19 protein-coding genes and 1 riboswitch are annotated in these 19613 nt (G+C 67.8%); of the genes, 8 read left to right on the top strand and 11 right to left on the bottom strand.

Translation table 11 applies throughout. The features are described 5' to 3' along the window. Window positions 1–125: 125 nt before the first annotated feature. Window positions 126–1055: an IclR family transcriptional regulator gene (locus ACWFRF_RS20580; RefSeq protein WP_452451637.1), complete on the bottom strand. Its 930-nt coding sequence runs from the start codon at window positions 1053–1055 to the stop codon at window positions 126–128. An 87-nt stretch (window positions 1056–1142) separates the two neighbouring features. Here ACWFRF_RS20580 and cysD point away from each other — a divergent pair, with 87 nt between their 5' ends. Genes cysD through ACWFRF_RS20555 form a run of 5 tightly spaced genes read left to right on the top strand, consistent with a single transcriptional unit; the run spans window position 1143 to window position 7065 of the window. Then, on the top strand, window positions 1143–2048 hold the full coding sequence (gene cysD, locus ACWFRF_RS20575; protein ID WP_378994976.1) for a sulfate adenylyltransferase subunit CysD: 906 nt from the start codon (window positions 1143–1145) through the stop codon (window positions 2046–2048). Next, window positions 2048–3922 carry an adenylyl-sulfate kinase gene (gene cysC, locus ACWFRF_RS20570; protein WP_452451635.1) on the top strand — a complete coding sequence of 625 codons (1875 nt, stop codon included), beginning with the start codon at window positions 2048–2050 and terminating at the stop codon, window positions 3920–3922. Before cysD ends, cysC begins: the two co-directional genes overlap by 1 nt. Next, window positions 3919–5136 (top strand): hypothetical protein, encoded by a 1218-nt coding sequence (locus tag ACWFRF_RS20565; protein ID WP_379317065.1) that lies wholly within the window; start codon window positions 3919–3921, stop codon window positions 5134–5136. The genes cysC and ACWFRF_RS20565 overlap by 4 nt, the downstream gene beginning before the upstream one ends. Then, window positions 5133–5918, top strand: coding sequence for an SDR family oxidoreductase (locus ACWFRF_RS20560; protein ID WP_378889518.1), 786 nt, complete (start codon window positions 5133–5135; stop codon window positions 5916–5918). The genes ACWFRF_RS20565 and ACWFRF_RS20560 overlap by 4 nt, the downstream gene beginning before the upstream one ends. Window positions 5919–5931: 13 nt before the next feature. After that, the gene (locus tag ACWFRF_RS20555; protein WP_452451633.1) at window positions 5932–7065 is read left to right on the top strand and encodes a sulfotransferase family protein; all 1134 of its coding nucleotides are present in this window, start codon (window positions 5932–5934) and stop codon (window positions 7063–7065) included. A 123-nt stretch (window positions 7066–7188) separates the two neighbouring features. Here the strand turns inward: ACWFRF_RS20555 and ACWFRF_RS20550 are convergent, their stop codons facing one another. The 8 genes from ACWFRF_RS20550 to ACWFRF_RS20515 all read right to left on the bottom strand — a co-directional run bounded on the left by ACWFRF_RS20550 (window position 7189) and on the right by ACWFRF_RS20515 (window position 15777). Continuing rightward, the gene (locus ACWFRF_RS20550) at window positions 7189–8997 is read right to left on the bottom strand and encodes an exonuclease domain-containing protein (protein WP_452451631.1); all 1809 of its coding nucleotides are present in this window, start codon (window positions 8995–8997) and stop codon (window positions 7189–7191) included. A gap of 170 nt (window positions 8998–9167) precedes the next feature. Continuing rightward, entirely contained in the window at window positions 9168–10388 is a 1221-nt protein-coding gene (locus ACWFRF_RS20545) for a serine hydrolase domain-containing protein (RefSeq protein WP_379315414.1), read from the bottom strand. A 223-nt stretch (window positions 10389–10611) separates the two neighbouring features. Next, window positions 10612–11205, bottom strand: a complete 594-nt coding sequence (locus tag ACWFRF_RS20540) for a hypothetical protein (RefSeq protein ID WP_452451628.1) — start codon at window positions 11203–11205, stop codon at window positions 10612–10614. Window positions 11206–11263: 58 nt separating this feature from the next. Further along, window positions 11264–11899, bottom strand: a complete 636-nt coding sequence (locus ACWFRF_RS20535; protein WP_379315418.1) for a (2Fe-2S) ferredoxin domain-containing protein — start codon at window positions 11897–11899, stop codon at window positions 11264–11266. Further along, the gene (locus tag ACWFRF_RS20530; protein ID WP_452451626.1) at window positions 11896–12684 is read right to left on the bottom strand and encodes an ABC transporter ATP-binding protein; all 789 of its coding nucleotides are present in this window, start codon (window positions 12682–12684) and stop codon (window positions 11896–11898) included. The genes ACWFRF_RS20535 and ACWFRF_RS20530 overlap by 4 nt, the downstream gene beginning before the upstream one ends. Next, on the bottom strand, window positions 12681–13748 hold the full coding sequence (locus tag ACWFRF_RS20525; protein ID WP_452451624.1) for a FecCD family ABC transporter permease: 1068 nt from the start codon (window positions 13746–13748) through the stop codon (window positions 12681–12683). The genes ACWFRF_RS20530 and ACWFRF_RS20525 overlap by 4 nt, the downstream gene beginning before the upstream one ends. Beyond that, on the bottom strand, window positions 13745–14743 hold the full coding sequence (locus tag ACWFRF_RS20520) for a FecCD family ABC transporter permease (RefSeq protein WP_452451622.1): 999 nt from the start codon (window positions 14741–14743) through the stop codon (window positions 13745–13747). The genes ACWFRF_RS20525 and ACWFRF_RS20520 overlap by 4 nt, the downstream gene beginning before the upstream one ends. After that, a complete protein-coding gene (locus ACWFRF_RS20515; RefSeq protein WP_379317882.1) occupies window positions 14740–15777 on the bottom strand; it encodes an ABC transporter substrate-binding protein in 1038 nt (345 codons plus the stop codon). Before ACWFRF_RS20515 ends, ACWFRF_RS20520 begins: the two co-directional genes overlap by 4 nt. A gap of 29 nt (window positions 15778–15806) precedes the next feature. Then, a riboswitch (cobalamin riboswitch) is annotated at window positions 15807–16012 on the bottom strand. Between the two features lie 184 nt (window positions 16013–16196). Here ACWFRF_RS20515 and ACWFRF_RS20510 point away from each other — a divergent pair. Then, entirely contained in the window at window positions 16197–16412 is a 216-nt protein-coding gene (locus ACWFRF_RS20510; RefSeq protein ID WP_449962592.1) for a hypothetical protein, read from the top strand. A gap of 264 nt (window positions 16413–16676) precedes the next feature. Next, on the top strand, window positions 16677–17444 hold the full coding sequence (locus tag ACWFRF_RS20505) for a helix-turn-helix domain-containing protein (protein WP_452451620.1): 768 nt from the start codon (window positions 16677–16679) through the stop codon (window positions 17442–17444). Between the two features lie 44 nt (window positions 17445–17488). Here the strand turns inward: ACWFRF_RS20505 and ACWFRF_RS20500 are convergent, their stop codons facing one another. Continuing rightward, window positions 17489–17968: a MarR family winged helix-turn-helix transcriptional regulator gene (locus ACWFRF_RS20500; protein WP_452451618.1), complete on the bottom strand. Its 480-nt coding sequence runs from the start codon at window positions 17966–17968 to the stop codon at window positions 17489–17491. 106 nt (window positions 17969–18074) lie between these two features. Here ACWFRF_RS20500 and ACWFRF_RS20495 point away from each other — a divergent pair, with 106 nt between their 5' ends. Beyond that, window positions 18075–19205: a GDSL-type esterase/lipase family protein gene (locus tag ACWFRF_RS20495; protein WP_452451616.1), complete on the top strand. Its 1131-nt coding sequence runs from the start codon at window positions 18075–18077 to the stop codon at window positions 19203–19205. Window positions 19206–19276: 71 nt separating this feature from the next. On the opposite strand, the gene ACWFRF_RS20490 is transcribed toward ACWFRF_RS20495, so the two are convergent. After that, entirely contained in the window at window positions 19277–19513 is a 237-nt protein-coding gene (locus ACWFRF_RS20490; RefSeq protein WP_452451614.1) for a hypothetical protein, read from the bottom strand. Window positions 19514–19613 lie beyond the last annotated feature (100 nt).

Here is a 19613-nt window from a genome sequence, read left to right as displayed (position 1 = left end):
GAGCGGGTCGCGTCCGGTCAGATCCCCTCTCAGAGTAGTGGCGAACCACCGTCGCCGAGAACTCGAAATCGTGCGCTCACGGCCCGTTGGGGTTACTCGGGTGTCACTGGACACCGACCGCGGGATCAGTCCCTCAGCCCACCGGAGGTGATTCGGTCGGCGGCGCTCACCGTTGCCGCGCCGAGCTCACTCAAGGCGAGGGCGGACAACCGACTGTCGGGGCAGCTCACGACCGCGGCGACGACCGCACCGGCGCGGTCGCGGATCGGGGCGGACAGCGTGACGACGGCGTTCTCGGGGCCGAGTTCGTCGGGCAGGTAGTCGATGGTGATCAGTTCGGTGATGACGGAACCGAGCTGGGCGCGCAGTGCGGCCGTGATCGGTGAATCACGCAGGCCCGCCAGCACTTCCAGCATCGGTGTCGAATCGTCGACCAGCCGTTCGACCGAATAGCCGCGGGTGCGGATCTCGGCGAGGACGCGCGCGAGGCGGTCGCGGTGGGTCGGGTCGGCGGTGGCCAGCCAGGCCTGCTGGACGGGTTCGGGCGCCCAGGCGATGAATTCGCGACAGACGGGGGGCGCGAGCGGCAGGCGCCTGCCCGGACGGATCCAACCGGCCGATGGATGCCCGACGACCTCGGTGACCACAATGCTGTCCCCGGCGCGCTCGGCGAGGAACACCGGTACACCCACCTCCTCGGACAGGTCTCGCAGGTGCGGCACCGCGGTGCGACGCAGCGGAAACGCCGCTTCGGCACGCCGGGCGACGGTCAGCAGCCGCAGCCCGATGCCGTAGCAGCCGTCGTCGTCGCGCACGGTCCAGCCATCGGCGGTGAGCTGGGTGAGTACGGCGTGCGCGGTGGCGCGCGACAGCCCCGCTTCGCGCACTATCCGAGCCAGCGACAAACGGTCGGTGGCATGTCGTGACAGCAGCTCGAGCACCTTCACCACGCGCTGTGTCGGCGGCGACGCGGCGCCAGGAATCTCGGCATCACCCATCGAATCCGGGGTCACCTCTTGACCGGCGCGCTCGGCCCGGCTTATCGTCGGTGTCACAATACCGAACGATAGCGTCGAATATTCGACATCGCAACCCGTCGGGGAAAGTTCCCCGGCGAACCGCGCGAACGAAGTGGGTGAACAGTGCAGGCGGGGTACGAGTTATCGCATCTGGCGGCCTTGGAGGCCGAGTCGGTGCACATCTTCCGGGAGGTCGCGGCCACACTCGCGCGACCGGCCCTGCTCTTTTCCGGCGGCAAGGATTCCGCGGTGCTGCTGCACCTGGCGCGACGCGCGTTCTGGCCCGCGCCGCTGCCGTTTCCGCTGCTGCACGTGGACACCGGCCACAACTTCGACGAGGTGATCGAGTTCCGCGACCGCACCGCCGAACGCACCGGCGCGCGCCTCGAGATCGCCCGGGTCCAGGACGACATCGACACGGGTCGCGCGGTGGAACGCCCCGGCGGCACCCGCAACCCGCTGCAGACCACCACGTTGCTGCGCGCGATCGGTGAGCACCGATTCGACGCGGCATTCGGCGGCGCACGCCGTGACGAGGAGAAGGCGCGCGCCAAGGAGCGAGTGTTCAGCTTCCGCAACAGCTTCGGCGAATGGGACCCGCGAGCACAGCGACCCGAGGTGTGGAACCTCTACAACGGCCGCCATCAGCCCGGCGAGCACATCCGGGTGTTCCCGCTGTCGAACTGGACCGAGCTCGACATCTGGGAGTACATCGACCGCGAGGCCGTCGAGCTGCCGTCGCTGTACTACGCGCACCGGCGTCAGGTCATCGAACGCGACGGCATGCTGTTGTCGGCCGGCCGATTCATCACACCGAAGGCCGGTGAGCGCACGTTCGAGGCGACCGTCCGATTCCGCACGGTCGGCGACGCCACCTGCACCGGTTGCGTCGAGAGCGGCGCCGACACCGCGGCGAAGGTGATCGCCGAGACCGCAGCCACCCGACTCACCGAACGCGGCGCCACCCGCGCCGACGACCGGATCTCCGAGACCGGCATGGAAGACCGCAAGCGAGAGGGCTATTTCTGATGCGCCGCAACCTGTTACGACTGGCGACCGCGGGCAGCGTCGACGACGGCAAGTCCACCCTCATCGGCCGGCTGCTCTACGACTCCAAGTCCCTGTTCGACGATCAACTCGCCGCCATCGAACGAGTCAGCACCGAACGCGGCGGCGCGGCGGCCGATCTCGCGCTGGTCACCGATGGCCTGCGCGCCGAACGCGAGCAGGGCATCACCATCGACGTCGCCTATCGCTACGTGACGACACCACGCCGCAAGTTCGTCATCGCCGATACCCCCGGGCACGTGCAGTACACCCGCAACATGGTGACCGGCGCGTCCACCGCGGACCTCGCGCTGATCCTGGTCGACGCCCGCACCGGCGTTTCCGAACAGACCCGCAGACACGCGTTCCTCGCGACGCTGCTCGGCGTGCCGCACCTGGTGGTGTGCGTGAACAAGATGGACCTGGTCGACTGGTCGCAGGAGCGTTTCGAGGAGATCCGCACCGAGTTCGCCGCGTTCGCCGCCAAGTTGACGGTGGGCGATCTGAGCTTCGTGCCGGTGTCGGCGCTGCTCGGCGACAACGTGGTCGACGGCTCGGAGCACATGGACTGGTATCCGGGACCGCCGTTGCTGCGCCACCTCGAGGACGTGCACATCGCCTCGGACCGCAACCTCATCGATGCCCGGCTGCCGATCCAGTACGTCATCCGGGCGCAGGAAGGACTCGACCACCGCAGTTACGCGGGCACCATCGCGGGCGGCATCTTCAAGCCCGGCGACGAAGTGGTGGTGCTGCCCGGCGGGCGGTCCTCCCACGTCAAGGAGATCTGGGGCCCGGGTGGCACGAAGGTCGACGAGGCGTTCACCGGCATGGCGGTCTCGCTGACGCTGGACGACGACATCGATGTCGGGCGCGGGGACCTGCTCGCCCGGCCGGGTAACCGTCCACACATCGGCACCGACCTGGACGCGATGGTGTGCTGGTTCTCCGAGAGTGCTCAGTTGCGCGAGGGTGCCCAGTACTTGGTGCGCACCGCGGCGCAGACCTCGTCCGCGGAGGTCACGGCCATCGACTACCGCCTCGATGTGAACACGCTGCACCGGGTCGAGGACATCACCACGTTGTCGCTCAACGACATCGCGCGCATCCGGTTGCGCAGCCGTCGTCCGCTGCTGTCGGACCCGTATCGGGAGAATCGGCGCACGGGCAGCTTCATCCTGATCGATCCGGTGACCGATCAAACGGTCGCCGCGGGAATGGTGACCGGCCGGGAATCCGGGATCGATTCCGCGAATGTCGGCAGCGAACGCGCGGCCCCGGCCGTGGTCTGGCATCGGTCGGCAGTCAGTCGCGCCGAGCGCGACCACGCGGGCGCGACGGTGTGGTTGACCGGCCTGTCCGGGTCGGGGAAGTCCACCCTGGCCGTCGAGCTCGAGCGACTGTTGGTCGCGACAGGCCGGCCCGCCTACCTGCTCGACGGTGACAATCTGCGGCACGGTCTCAACGCCGGTCTCGGCTTCTCCCCCGCCGACCGGGACGAGAACGTTCGCCGGGTCGCCGAAGTCGCCGCGCTGTTCGCCGATTCGGGTGCGGTGGCGATCGTGTCGGTGATCAGCCCGTTCGCCGCACAGCGCACCGCCGCACGGACCGTCCACACCGACCGCGAACTGCCGTTCCACGAAGTCTTCGTCGACACTCCGCTCGCGGAATGCGAGCGCCGCGACTCCAAGGGCCTCTACGCGAAGGCCCGTGCGGGCGAACTGCCCGGCTTCACCGGAATCGGCTCCCCCTACGAACGACCCGACCATGCTGACCTGGTCATCACTCCCGAGCTCGGCTCGCCTGCCGAGATCGCCGCCCACATCCTCCGAGAGCTAGGAATCACAGACCGTTGACCCACTCCAGTACCGCCACCGAATCCGGTAGCAGCACGCCACCGGAACCACTCACCGCGCCGTTCCTCGCCGCGGTAGCCCAGGCCGAAACGCTCATCGCCGGGGCGGAATTCGTCCGCAGCGATCAGGACCTCGCCGAGGGCTACGACTATCTCGCCGCCAGCGTCGCTGCCTGCCTGCGCCTTTCGGGTGCCCACGGCACTTCGCATCCCTATTTCGTGTCCTCGACCGGCCCGTACGCCAAGATGGGCCTGGACAACCCGGACACCCTCTACTACCACGCGACCATCGAGCCGACCGCCGAGTACCTCGTGAGCGGGGTGCGCGGCAGCACCGTCGATCTGAGTTTCCAGGTACTCAAAGGCGACTACACCGCGACCGACGTGCCCGGTGGCGCCGACGCCTTCGACGACCGGCGCATTCCGATCGCCGCCGACGGCAGCTTCTCGCTGCGCTTCGGACCGCCGAAGGCCGACGCCGGGCCGGACTACTTCCCACTCGGGGAAGGCGCGTCCATGCTGGCCGTGCGCGAGGTCTACAGCGACTGGACCGAGCGCAAGGGCTCGATCCGGATCGAGCGGGTCGACACCATCGGCACCGCACCGGTCGAACCGGATCTGGCCCGTCTGCGCAAACGGTACGGTGCGGCGGCGAAGATGCTGCTCACCCGGGTGCACACCTGGTTCAACTTCCCGAAGTGGTTCTACCTCGATCTGCCGGTGAACACCCTCACCGCGCCCCGGCTCACACCCGGCGGACTGAGCACCCAGTACTCCTCGGTGGGCCATTTCGATCTGGCCGACGATCAGGCGCTGGTGATCACCGTCCCGAAATCCGATGCACCGTATCAGGGTTTCCAGCTGGGCAGTCTCTGGTACATCTCCCTGGACTACGTCAACCACCAGACCAGCCTCAATCACACTCAGGCCCAGGCGGATTCGGACGGTCTGATCCGGATGGTGGTGAGCAAGCAGGATCCGGGCATCGCGAATTGGATCGAGACCACCGGCCGCACGCGCGGAATTCTGCAGTTCCGGTGGCAGCGCACCGATCGGCCGATGACCGAGGCCGATGGGCCGACGGTCGAGGTCGTACCGATCGACGCAGTCGCACAACACCTTCCGTATTTCGAACACAACCGGATCGATGCCGCCGGCTGGCGCGACCGGATCTCGGCCCGGCAGCGGGCTTTCGCCGAAAGGATGCTGGGATGAGCGGGGCACTGTTGGACGGCAAGGTCGTCGTCGTTTCCGGGGTCGGACCGGGTCTGGGCCGGTCGATCTGTCTGGAGGCGGCCGCGGCAGGGGCGACGGTCGTGCTCGCGGCGCGCACCGAATCCCGACTGCTCGAGGTAGCCGCCGAAATCGAGGCCGCGGGGGGCGCCACGCTGAGCGTGCCCACTGACATCACCGACGAGGCGGCGGTCCAGAATCTCGTAGCGCGCACGGTCGACACCTTCGGCCGGGTCGACGCGCTCGTGAACAACGCGTTCTCGGTGCCGTCGATGAAGCCCCTCGACCGCACCGATTTCGACCACATCCGGTCGAGCCTGGATATGACGGTGCTCGGCGGCTTGCGGATGACGCAGGCGTTCGCGCCCGCGCTCGCCGAGGCCAAAGGCGCTGTGGTGATGATCAATTCGATGGTGGTGCGCCACTCGGAGCCGCGCTACGGCAGCTACAAACTCACCAAGGCCGCACTGCTGGCCATGTCGCAGACCCTGGCCACCGAACTCGGCGGCAAGGGCGTGCGGGTCAACAGCGTGCTGCCCGGCTACATCTGGACCGATCAGCTGAAGTGGTATTTCGGTCAGGTCGCCGAGAAGTACGGCATCACCGTCGAGCAGGTCTACGAGCAGACCGCGTCGAAGTCCGATCTGAAGCGGTTGCCCGAACCCGACGAGATCGCCCGTGCCGTGGTGTTTCTCGCCTCCGACTGGTCGTCGGCGATCACCGGTCAGACCCTCGACGTCAACTGCGGCGAATACCACAACTAGGAGCTTGTAGAAGATGACTGTGCGCACCGATGTCGGCACCGTGGCCGACCTGCACGCCTCAGCCACCAAACTCACCGGTCTCACCGATTTCGGGGCCGACGACTACACCGAGGCGTTGCAGGTTCTGCTCGACTCGTATCGCGACGAAGCCGGGCTCACCGAGATCGGCTCCAAGATGTCGCGCTTCTTCCTGCGCGGCACGCTGGTCGCCCGCGCGCTGAGCGAAGCGGCGTGGGCGGCGAATCCCGGCTATGTCGACACCCCGGTCACCCGGCCGATTTTCGTCACGGGTCTCCCTCGCACCGGCACCACCGCGCTGCACCGGCTGCTGGCCGCCGATCCGGCCAACCAGGGGCTGGAGATGTGGCTGACCGACTTCCCGCAGCCGCGACCACCGCGCGAGACCTGGGGCGACAATCCCGCCTACCAGCAGATCGACGCGGGCTTGCGACAGCATCAGGTGCAGAACCCCGAGTTCATGGGCCTGCACTACATGAGCGCCTCCGACGTGGAGGAATGCTGGCAGCTACTGCGCCAGTCGGGCATGTCGCATTCCTACGAATGCCTCGCCTACGTGCCGGGCTACTCGCAATGGCTGTCCGGCCAGGACTGGACGCCCGCCTACGCCCGCCACCGCCGCAACCTGCAGCTGATCGGCATGAACGACACCCGCCGCTGGGTCCTCAAGAATCCCAGCCATCTGTTCTGCCTCGATGCCCTCCTGGCGACCTACCCCGACGCCATCGTCATCCAGACCCACCGCGACCCCGCCACCATCATCCCCTCGGTCTGCAGCCTCAACGAACACGCCACCCGAGGCTGGTCAACCACCTTCACCGGCGAAACCATCGGCCGCACCCAGCTCGACCTGTGGTCGCGCGGCCTCCACGAATTCACCGCCGCCCGCACCCGACACCCCGAAGCCACCTTCATCGACATCGACTTCGACGATCTCCGCACCGACCCCCTTGGCGTCGTCGACCGTGTGTACGCCCGTACCGGTGCCGCCCTCACACCCGAAGCTCGAACCGCCATCACCGCCCTCGACAACGAAAGCCGCACCGGCGCACGCAAACCCACCCACCACTATTCCCTCGCCGACTACGGCCTCACCGAGAACATGGTAGCCGAAAGTTTCGGTAGCTGATCTCGAACGGTCAGGCTACCGACGCTCGCCGGGCATCCCCGACCGGATGCCGGCGAGCGCTGCGAAGTCGTGCTTGTCAGCGAGGCCGGCATCGACCCCGACCGGCCGCCACCTCGTGCGGCTTCATTCGTCGACGTCGACCCCGTACCGCCTGGCCAGATCGGCGAGATCGGTCTCGTACCCCTGGCCGACCGCGCGCAGCCGCCAATCTTCACCGCGCAGATACAGCTCGGCGAGCAGCAGGGTGCATTCCACGGTTGCGGCATCGAGCGTGGAACGTATCGCGGTGCTCGATTCCGTGCCTGCGGCGAACTCCAGCTCGATGGCGCCGACGTCGCCGAAGGTAAGACCCGCACCGTCGAGCGAAGCGGCGAGGACGATGCGAGTGCAGTGCTCGGGCAGGTCATCGAGGACCAGGGTGATCGACTGCTCGTTCGGCCCGTCCTCGGAAAGCTTGGCGCCCTGCGATTCTGGCTGGTTGTAGAACAGGAAGTCGTCGGAGTCGTCGACTCGCTCATCGCTGCCGAGCAGGAACGCGACGAGATCCACGGTCGGCGCACTGAGCTGGCTCCACGTTGCCCGCAGAGTCCACGTATTGCCGCCCTCGGCGATCGGTACGTCGATCACCTGACCTCGCGACAACACCGTCGGTTCCGCGGGCCGGATTTCAGCACGAACAGGTGCGGTCGATGCCGCGGGGATCGCCGCGGGCGCGATCGCACCCTGCTCGAGCAGGTCTGGTCCGTGGACCGCCAGTGCGAGTTCGTCGGCCTTTCGCGCGCGCCGGTCGGATTCCCCACCTGCGAGAAGGAGCAGATCTGTCACCGTCGCGGAGAGATTGACCGCGGCCGAACCACCGAGCTCGACGATCCGCGAGCGCGCCGCCGCAGCCTCGCCGTGGGTTCCGCCCAGTACCAGAATCCGCCGACCGGCCAGCGGACCCGATATCGCCCGTGCGGGTGCCGTCGACCGACGTGGCGCCGCAACCGCAGGTACCGCCGCTCCTTTCCGGTGCCCCGGTTCTACCGACTCGAGCAGCGCGGCGAACCGAGCCTCATCGATCACCGGCGTTCCGAACTCGAACGCCTTGCGCGCCTTGCCCGTTTCCGCATGGGCGTTGTTGGTGACCAACACACTGGTTCGGTTGCTCACCGTGCTCGTGACGTCGAGCCCCGCAGCCTCGGCACGGGCGACGAGCTCTTCCCGTTCGATCCGGGTCTCGCCGGTCAGCGCTACCTTCATCCCCTGGCGCAGGGGGCCGGCCACCGCCAGCTTCCCGGGATAGGCGAAGTCACACGGCTGCTTCGGGCCGCGACGTTCGACCGGCCACCTGGACTGCGTCGGCCTGGCCGAATCAGGTGCGCAGTCGAGCAAAGGGGGTGCGATGCCGAGATGGGCCGCGTCGGCGACCAACGCGCGAAGAACATTCGCGAGAACACGGGTGTCGTCGAGCGCATCGTGCGCCTTCTGCTGCGGCACACCGTAATACGTCGCCAGCGTGCCCAACCTGTAGTCGGGTGTCGGCAGCGCGATGCGGCGGGCCAGTGCCAACGTGCACAGTCGGCGCTGCACCGGCAGAGCTCCCCCTGCCCGGGCGAACTCCTGCAGCAGGAACCCATAGTCGAACAGCGCGTTGTGCGCCACCATCACCCGGCCGTCCAGCATGGCCGTCAGTTGGTCGCGCACCTGACCGAACTCGGGCGAGCCCTGCAGCACCTCGGCAGTGAGCCCGTGAATGTGCACGGGACCCGGATCACAACCCGGATCGATCAGGCTGTGGAACTCTCGCGTCACCCGGCCGGTGCCGTCCAGCGTCACCGCCGCGACGGACAGCACCCGGTGCTGGTGCGGCCGTAGCCCGGAGGTCTCGACATCCACCACGGTGAACGCACCGAACCCGGCTGTTTGCTGCTGCTCATCGACCTGCGTCATCCCCTGCATGAGCATCGCATCGTTCGCCGAGCCCGGAACGTTGCACTCGAACGATCAGTGACGCGCGAGTTGCGGTGCGAGACTTCGGCACCGAGTCGGGGCACCCGATCCGGGCCGTTGGCGCCGACGACTGGGGTAACGGGCCGGGGACACCTAGTGCCGCCGAAGGATCACTCGCCGCCCATCGCGATTCGGTAGAGGGTGGCGAGGGCGTCGTCGATGGGGTGTGGCTTCGGCTTTCCGTCGGGGCCGATCTCGTTCCACCGCACGAGGTTTGTCGCGACCGACATCTGGCGGGTGCCGTCGGCGCTGGTCAGAGATAGCGCTTGGGCGCCGAAGACACTGCCGTCGTGACCCCAGAATGTCTGTCCGCCGGGAGTCCGCACCCGGTGCAGGCCGAGACCGTACTCGATCCGCGTACCGTCGAGTGCGATGACGGGCACCGTACGCTGCATCTGCGCCAACGACTCGCGGCTGACGATGTGCCCACCGAACAGCATGCGGTAGAAGCGATTCAGGTCCGCCATGGTCGAGACGAGTCCGGCGCCGGGCATCGCCCACGACATGTTGTAGACGCTGTAGTCGCGCGGCGGATCGATCATTCCGAACAGCCGCTCGTACATTCGCGGGTGCGCAACCGTCAGGGTCGGCCCATCCGGAAACGCGGTGTGCTCGAGCCCGGCGCGTCCGATCACCTTCTCGGCGACATAGGTCTCGAATGCAGTTCCGGTCACCTGCTCCAGCAGTTCGCCCAGCAGGAAGTAGTTGGTGTTGGAGTACACGCCGGGGGTCGCTCCGGGCGCCCGGGTGGCGGGCGGCGCGCTGACGCCCATTCCGATCAACTCGACCGGGTCGAACTGGGTGAACTGATGCTTGTCCAAGCTCTCCGATGACAGCTGTGTCCCGCCGAAAAAGGCTGCGAGGGAAGGAAATGAGTACGGCAGGTGCTCGGCCAGACCGCTGGTGTTGTTGAGCAGCATCCGAACCGTGATCTGCGCGCCACGCTCACCAGGGACCAAGTGCGGCAGGTAGTCACCGATCGGTGTGTCGAGCCCGATCCGCCCCTGCTCGACCTGCTGCATGATCGCGGCCGCGATGAACGTCTTGGTGATGCTGCCTACTCGGTGGACCATGTCGGGGCCGATGGCTTCGCCGGAGGTGACGTCGGCGACCCCCGCCGTGCCACTCCACACCCGGTCGCCGTCACGTACCTCCATGTACACACCGGTCATTCCCGCGTCGCGGACCGCATCCAGCGCGGATTGCAGCGCAGCCGGATCGAGTCCGGAACCTGGTTGCGCAGTGTCTGTTTCGCCGGCCGCCGGCCGCATCGCGCATGCGCTGACGGTCAGGACGGCGACGCCTACCAGCATTGTCAGTGGGATCTTCACGATTTCTGTCCTCTCGTGGTCGGCCGCTGTCGTTCGAAGCGGCGCACCGATACCGTGGCAGGTGTGACCGATGGGGCGCTTTCGAAATCGTGTGGTCCGGCACGGTAGCCGGTGGTCTGGATCCGGCCATGTCATGCTGGGTATTTCGGGCCCCGACCTCGGCGTCGACCGCGGGCGCCGCCCGCCTGATAGGCAAGGCGGCGCCGAGGTTCACTCGCCGCGTTCAGTCGCCGGTCTGCGCCGAATCCAGGGCCGCGAGTAAGGCCACGCCGCGGGGTGCGATCCGATAGCCGGTGCCCAGGCTGATGGTCAGGCCGAGGTTCTTCAGCTTGCGTACGTTGAGTTTGAAGCGGTGCGGGTCACGCCCGAGTTCCTCGGCCAGGTCAGGGGCCCGGGTCGCGGGGCGACGCTGGATGATTCGGAGCGTGTCGTGGGTCCACGGGCCCTCGGGATCGGTCCGGTCCATGCGGGCGAGGCGGGCGACCAAGGCCGCGGCATCGTCGATCCGGTCGTCGGCGGCCAGCGCGTCGCGCGGGTCTTCGTCGGTGAGACAGCGGATCCGGAGCAGATAGATCGGGTCCTGCGGGCCGCCGCGGAGATCGGCGATCACCTCGGCGGGTGCGTCGTAACCGGCGGCGCGCGCGTCCTCGATGCTGATCTGATCGGCGGTGACCGTCGACAGCTGGTCGACGGCGATGCGCCCCGCGCCGGTGCGGTAGACCTTGCCCTCGGTGGCCTGCCGGTGACGCCACCGGCGAAACAGCACCGTCACCGCCCCGCTGCGGATCCCGGCCCAGCGCTGCTTCTCGATCAGCATGCGACGGCCCGCTGCCGCGCAGCCCGGTGGGGTTGGATCGTGGTCGGCTCGTCCTCGATCATTCCGTCAGGCTATCGTGCGCAGCGCTGACGGAGTCACCCCCGCGGATGCCGTCGGTATGCCATTCACCGTCCGGGTAGGTGATGTAGAGCGGGCCCAGATTGCACGGGTTGAGGCAGCCGGTCGGCGTGATCAGGGCGCCGGGGTGGTCGCGGCGCAGAGTCCGGTGCAGCTCGCCCGCGCCGTACACGGTGCAGCGGGGGCCTCGGCAGACCAGGATGTGCGAGGTGTGGTCGGGGATTTCGGACCAGGCCGGGCTGCGGAAGGCCCGCGGGCTCGCCGTCACCGGTGCGCCGTCCTCGGACATCCTGGCACGCACCACATCGGCGAATCCGGCGGCGGTGTCGATGCCGTCGGTGATTCGCACGTCGAGTTCGCTCCCGCGCGTTTCCTTCCAGTTCGCCACCGCGCGCGCGATCCAGGTCTCGAGGTAGCGGTCGCGTGGCACGGCGAGCGGGATCAATGTGACCGGCGATCGGTCGCGGGCGGCGGTATCCAGGGCGGTGTGGATGGTCGGCTCTTCCTGGTCGAGTAGCGCGTAACCGACACCGCAGGCCTCGGCCAGAGCTCGGACGGACGGCAGGTCGACGCCCGACGGAGTCGGCCGGGCGATGAGGACATACCGGCGCGTCATGCGGTGCGCACCGTTCGCGGGGCCGGAATCACCAGCGGTGTGCCCGTCATCGGGTCCTCGATCACCGTGCAGTCGATGCCGAAGACTTCCGACACCAGCTCGGGGCGCACGACCTCGGCGGGTGAACCCTGAGCGACCACCCGGCCGTCCTGCACGGCGACGAGATGGTCGGCGTAGCGGGCGGCGAGGTTGAGGTCGTGCAGGACGACGATGATCGTGCGCGGCAACAGATTTCGCAGGACGTCGAGCACGTCGAGTTGGTGCGCCAGGTCGAGAAAGGTCGTCGGTTCGTCGAGCAGCATGACCTCGGGGTCCTGCGCCAGCGCGAGCGCGATCCACACCCGTTGCTTCTGACCGCCCGAGAGTTGATCCACCGATCGGTCGATCAACGCGAGAGTGTCGGTGGCCACCAGCGCTTTGCGCACGGCCTCGTCGTCCTGCGCCGACCACTGACGAAACCAGCGTTGGTGCGGATGACGGCCACGGCCGACGAGTTCGCCCACGGTGATGCTGTCGGGGGCAACGGGCTGCTGCGGCAACATGCCGAGCCGCCGGGCGACCGTGCGCGCGGGCTGCGGTGCGATATCGGCGCCGTCGAGCAGAACCGCGCCCGCCGTGGGCGCGATCAGCCGGGCCAGTCCCCGCAGCAGGGTCGATTTTCCGCAGCCGTTGCGGCCGACGATGACAGTGATCGCACCGGTCGGGAAGTCGATGGTGGCGTCGGTGACGATCGCGGTGTCGCCGTAGCCGAGGGTGAGTCTCTCGGTGGTCAGGTGTGCGGTCATCCAGCATGTCCGATCCGGGTTGCACGGGCGAGGAGGTAGACGAGAACGGGAGCGCCGAGGATGGCGGTCACCACCCCGACAGGCAGTTCCGCCGGGAACAGCCGCCGGGCGGCCAGGTCGGCGGCGACCACCAGCAATGCCCCGGTGGCAGCCGCGGGCGCCAGGCCCGCACCGCGTTCGGCCAGCAGCCGTCGCGCGATCTGCGGCGCCACCAGGGCGACAAAACTGATCGGCCCGGCCGCGGCCGTCGCCAGGGTCGCGGCGGCGGCTGCGACGACGATGAGCGTGATGCGGTGTGGGCCGCGCCGCCCGGCCAGCGAATTCGCCAGTTCGTCGCCCATTTCCAGCAGCGGCAACGAGCGAGCGAGAACGATCAGCGGCGGCACGACCACCACCAGCGCCGCCGCGGCGAACCCGACGTGGGTCCACTCGCGGTTGGCCAAGCTGCCGGTGAGCCACATGGCGGCCGTGTGCGCCTGGTAGTTGTCGGCGATGGTCAAGATGAACGCGATAGCCGAGGACAGCATCGCTGTGACGCCGATACCGACGAGCACGAGTCGATAGCCGTCGAGTCCGTCCTTGGTGGCCACGGCCACGATCAGCGCCATGGCCACCCCGGCACCGATCATCGCGCCGCCGACCAGCCCCAGCCCGGCGCCACCGAGCAACACACTCACCACCAGCGCGCCGAGCGAGGCGCCCGCGTTGATCCCGATGATCTCGGGACTCACCAGCGGGTTGGTCGCGATTCGTTGCAGGATCGCCCCCGAGATCGCGAAGGCCGCGCCGACACACAGCCCGGTGAGCACGCGCGGCAACCGATCGGCCACCACCACGTCGTACTCGATGAGCGTGCCACCGCCACCGAGGACCCGCACCACGTCAGCGACCGTGAGCGGGTAGTAGCCGATCGTGAGTGACCACGCCGCCACCGCCAGCGCGGCCACCGTCACCAGCACGGTGACGATCGTGGACCGTGTCCCGACGCGAAAGACGATGCGCCGGTCCGGTGTTCGCAGCAGCAGCGTCCCGCTGGGCAGTACGCCGCGCTCGGTGCCCGTCACAGTGTGGCCACCTTTCGATTGCGCACGAGATAGAGAAAGAACGGCGAGCCCGCGAAGGCGGTGATGATGCCGACCTGGATTTCCTGTGGCCGCGCCAGCATCCGTCCGAGGATGTCGGCCACCAACAGCAGCGTCGGGCCCAGCAGCGCGCACCACAGCAGAATCCACCGGTAGTCGTGTCCGGCGAAGAATCGGGCGATGTGCGGGATCACCAGACCGATGAAGGCGATCGGTCCGGCGATGGCCACCGCCGAGCCCGCGAGCAGCACCACGCTCAACGCGCCGGTCGCGCGCGTCGCGACCAGCCGCGTGCCGAGCGTGCGCGCCATGTCGTCACCGATGGCGACAGCGTTCAGCGGCCGGGCCACCACTACCGCCAGCAACAGCCCGACAGCGATGAACGGTGCTGTCTGCCACACGGATTCGATGTCGGCGCGAGCCAGCGAGCCGACCACCCAGAAACGGAAGTTGTCGAACAGGGTGCGGTCCAGCAGGGTGATCGCCGTGGTGATCGACCCACACAACGCGGTGCAAGCAGCGCCCGCGAGCGCCAGTTTCACCGGTGTCGCGCCACCGAACCCCAACGATCCCAGCGTGTAGACGAACGCCGCGGCGACCGCGGCACCGAGGAAGCCGAACCAGATGAATCCGCCCGTCGCCGTGAGGCCGAACGCACCCATCGCGATCACGATCGCCAGGGACGCACCGGCGTTGACGCCGAGCAGGCCGGGCCCGGCCAGCGGGTTGCGAGTGAGCCCCTGCATCACCGCCCCCGCCAGCGCCAACGCGACACCGGCGAGGAGTCCCGCGACAGTTCTGGGCAGCCTGATGTAGCGCACGACCCGGTCGGTGTCGGTCCCCTGGAAATCGGTGAACGCGACCACGGCCTGGTCGAGGGTGAGCGGGTGCGAGCCGATCAGGATGGACGCGACGCAGACAGCCACCAGCGCGGCGCCGGCCACGATCGGACCGGCGCCGCGAGCGCTGCGCGTCACCGCCGGAACAACTCGGGATGGATCAGGGTGGCGACCAGTTCAGTCGAGTGTGCGATCCGCACCCCTGCCGCCCGGTCGGCGAACAGGAACGGGTGCACAGTCGCGTTCCGCACGGCCGCCAGATTCGCGAATGCCGGGTTTCCGACGATCTTGTCGACCTGGGGCTGACCGTCGGCGCGCGTGTAGGTCGCCTTGCAGCACAGGCTGGTCAGGATGATGTCGGGGTCACGGGCGATGAGCTCTTCCGCGCCGACTGGCACGTTGCGCTTCGCGGTGAGATCGGCGAAGGCATTCACGCCACCGGCGGCCTCGATGATCTGGGTGATGAAATCGATGCCGCCTGCCACGGTGTAGGAGCCGTCGTCTTTGGGGGTGACGACCGCGACCCGCGGCTTCCCGGCGTTGCCGACCTTGGCGCGGACCGCGTCGATGCGTGAACTCAGCTGCGTGACAACTTCTTCGGCGCGCTCGGAGGTGCCCCAGAGGGCACCGAGGTCGCGCAGGTCGGCGTACACGTTGTCGAAGCGCACGGTATCGGGGTCGATCGCCTCATCGGCGAGCCCGTCGGCACTCGGGCACAGCGGACTCAGCACCCAGGTGCGCACACCCAACTCGTGCAGGCTCGCCCTGGTGCCGACGCTGTTCTGCGCCGAGGACGCGAACACCCCGTTGAAACCCGACATGACGAAGTCGGGTCGCTGGGCGAGCAGTTCGTCGCGACTGGGCAACTTCTCGACGTATGGCGAGCGTGCCTGCGCGCCGACGTACTCCGGAAGCACGGCGGAGTCCAGGAATGCTGTCCCCACCAGCCGATCGGTGACACCGAGCGCGTGCGCGATCTCGATCGACGGCTGATACGCCGCGTAGATCCGCTGCGGTGGGCCATCGACGGCGACGTCGATCCCACAGTTCACGCGGGTGACAGCAGCTGCGCCCTCCGCGTCGGAGAGGGGTTGCACACCACAACCGGTGACAACGATCGTGCAGGCGAGCAACGCGCCGGAACGTAGGCGCGCGAAAACAGAGCGGGTCAAGAGACGGCCTTCCAGGTCCTCGTGGAATGGGGTACTGCGTAGCCGTGGCCGGTCTCCTGGCTGACGGGATAGTGCGCGGTGAATCCACCTTCCCAGGGCAGGGCCCCAGTGGCTCCGGATGACAGATGTCGTCCGGATCGATTCACAACTCCCGATCACAGTGGCGAGGGCCGCACCGGTTCTACACCGGTTTCCCGAACACCACGGCTGGTGAACTGTAGCAACGTCGACTGCATCGAGGGGGCGGCGCCGGGGCGGGGTGCTCGCGCGCGGTCGCCGAATCCGATACACAGCCGACTCCCAGCCGGGTCCCACCGGGCTCGACGGTTGCGCCGCGAAGATTCAGCTATCGGCCGAGCACTTCGGCCGGCCGACGATCTCGGCGGTGAGATCGAAGATCAGGAGGAACGCTCATGAGAATGAAGTCGACAGTGGCCAAGACCGCGGTGGCGAGCACTCTCGCCCTCGGGGTGCTGGGTGCCACGGCGGGCGTGGCGAGCGCGGATCCGGGTGGGCACGACCAGCAGCGGCCCGGGCAGGGTCAGGAGCACCGGCCGCAGCAACAGCCGGAGCATCACAACGACGCGCCGCAGCACGGCTTCTGGTTCTTCGGCACCTGGGTTCCCCTGCCCTGAGCCTCACCGCGGACCCGGTGCTCCCCGGGTCCGCGGTGCTCGTCTGTGCGAGTTGCGGTGCAGGACTTCGCTGTCCAGCTCGCGAACCCCATCCGTGCCGACGCCGGTGACGAATGGACTGAAGGCGGGTCGGCACCGTATTTCCGGTACCATTCACTCCCCTGAAGCCGACCCGCCTGCTTGTCACCGGCGCCCATCCGGCCTTCGAGCCCTGGAAGAATCAGCCGTCGCGGTTCCGGTCGGCGCACCGATACTCTGGTAAGGGTGACCGACGGTGCGCCTGCGAAATCGTGTGGTCCGACCCGCTCACCGATGGCCTGGATCAGGCCGGGCTATGCCGGGTACATCGGACCCGAACTCGGTGTCGACCTACATTCCACCTCTGTCGCGGTGCTCAGCGTCGGACTCGACGGGCCGTTCGCCCTCGAGACCGCCACCCACGGCGAAATACTCACTCGCAGCGCGTACAGCCCTGCCCGGGCGGTGCATCGGGTGAATACCCTCGGCAAATGGATCCTGCTCCTGTGGTCGCCCGCTTCGGCCATCGCAGGCCAGATGACGACCACCGAGGGGCCGTACGGATTCGCCCACCTGCGCGAGCGCGAACTGGTCGAACAATGCCGGCTACCTGATGCGGACCCCGGCCGAATCCTGGCGATCGCAGTCGGCGGTCCCCCGGCCGATATCGATCCGCGCATCGAACGCGTGGCGGCCGCGATCCGTCGGCATCCGGATCACGCGTTTCGGGCCGAACCGATCGCCGCGACCCTCGGTCTGTCGACATCGCACTTTCTCCGGTTGTTCGTCCAGCAGTACGGGACCACGTTCCGCCGCTATCAACAGTGGGCCCGCGTCATCCACGCGATGAGAGCTGTCGCCGCCGGCCACGACCTGACCCGATCCGCGACGGACGCGGGATTCGCCACACCCTCGCATTTCAGCGAGACCTTTCATCGCATGTTCGGAATGTCCGCCACAGCAGCCCTGCGCTCGGGGCTCCGATTCGACCTCGAAACCACGTCAGCACCTTGATGGTTACCCCGGTCAGCAATCCAGATCACCGCGGGTAACCACGCTCAGGACCGGTCGGACAGGGCGGTGGCGGCTGGGTTGGTGGCATCCCGGATCACGCGCAAGCCGGTGATCAAGCCGTCGAGTTGAGTGGGGGTCAGCTGACCGGTGAGCCATTGCTCGAGGGCAGCGAGATAGTCCGGAAGGACCTCTTCGAGGCGGCGGATGCCCGCATCGGTCAAGGCCGCGTAGGCGCTGCGCCGATCAGCCGGGTCGAGTTGGCGTTCGACCAGACCCGCGGTGGCCAGCCGGTCGACCAGACGGGTGACCCCACTGGTCGAGAGCTCGGTTTGCGTGGCCAGGTCCGACATCCGCAGGCGGCAGCCCGGGGAGCGACTCAGTCGCAGGAGGGCATTGAGGTCGAGACCCGACAGGCCGTGCGCTTTCCAGGTCGGCTCGAGTTTGGCGATGAGGCCGTTGTGCGCCTCGAAGAGCAGGCCGGAGATGGTGAAGCGGGGGTCGTCGAACAGCTCGCGCACGGACATAACGCCAGCATAGCCGATATTTGCCATGCGGATAGTTGACATGAGGAATACCTACGAGTAAACCTATGCGTAAGCATTATTCCGCACGGCAAATATCGGAGAGATCATGCAGAACAACACGTGGGTAGCCGGTTTCCGGACCGGTGTCATCGACCCGAACGAGCAGATCAAGCTCGCCGAATCACGGGAGTTCAGCGACGAGACCGTGCGCCACGTCCTGCACATGGCAGGCGGCGGCGACGCGGTGCGCGTGCGGTTGACCAACCGCTACGGCGCCGCCCCGCTGCGGATCGGTGCCACCCGGCTCGCCCAGCGCAAGACCGGTTCGGCGATCGGCACGGATCGCGAGGTCACGTTCGGCGGCGCGGCGGACGTCACCATCGACGCGGGCGCCGACCTCGTGAGCGATCCGATCGATCTGGCGGTCGCCGCGGGCGAAGACCTGCTGCTCAGCCTGTATATCCCGGCGTCGACCGGCCTGGCCACCTTCTCCCACCAACCCGGTGAGATCGCCTACATCGTCACCGGCGACCACACTGCGGACGTGGAACTCACCGGTGCCCACGAGGTTCCGTTGCGCTTCTTCGTCACCGGGATCGACGTGCTCGTCACCGATCCGACGGCGGTCGCCGTCGCGTTCGGCGATTCCTGGTTCGAAGGCGTCGGCACCACACTGAGCGCCAATCACCGCTCCGTCGACGTTCTCAACGCCCGCCTCACCACGGGATGGGTCGTCAACAACGGCATCGCCGGCAATCGTCTCACCGCCGAGGAGATCGGCGAATCCGGTGTACGCCGTTTCGACTCCGACGCGTTGCAGGTCCCCGGTGTCACCGACATCCTCATCAATTTCGGTATCAACGACCTCATCCTCGGCGCGATGGGCGGCCAGTCTTCCGCGACCACCGAGGAATTGATCGCCGGTTTCACCGACCTGGCCGCGCGCGCCCACGCCGCCGGACTGCGCATCCACGCCGCCACCATCGGCCCCTACGCCGGCTGCGTCTACCCCGGCATGCCGCTGCTGGAAACCCAGCCGACTCGCCACGCCGTCAACGAATGGCTGCGCACCACCGACGTTTTCGATTCGATCTTCGACGTCGATCGCGCCGTGGCCGACCCGCACCGTCGCGACTACATCCGCCCCGAGTTCGACAGTGGCGACGGCATGCACCTCAACGACGCGGGCGCCGCGGCAATGGCAGCCACCGTCGATCTCACCGCCCTCTTCCGCTGACATAAACGATCGAGATCAGCACGCTCGCACCGTGTCCGCTTCGGTGCGAGCGTGCTGATCGGCAAGGGCGCTCAGTGCTCGCGGTCGGTCAACCGCAGGGTCACCTCGATGGGTGGGACCCAGGGCTCGGGTAGTTCGTCCAGATCGGCGAGGGTGGTGTGCACGAAGGCCGCGATCCGATGGCGGGCCGCCGAACTCAGCCGTTCGACCCGGTCCGAGGTCAGCGGACTGTCCGCGAACTCGACCACGGGAGGATCGCCGGCGTCCCCCGCGATCGTCTCCGACCTGTTCTCCGTGCGTCGCACCATCGCGTCCCCCACCCTTCCGAACGGTCTCGGCGGTCGCTCGGGCACAAGCAACCAGCGCCGCCGACATTCATCAGCAAACATCTGGATTACAACATGACCA

Source organism: Nocardia sp. NPDC055165 (genome assembly GCF_053606985.1).
This window is presented reverse-complemented; position numbering and strand designations above follow the sequence as displayed.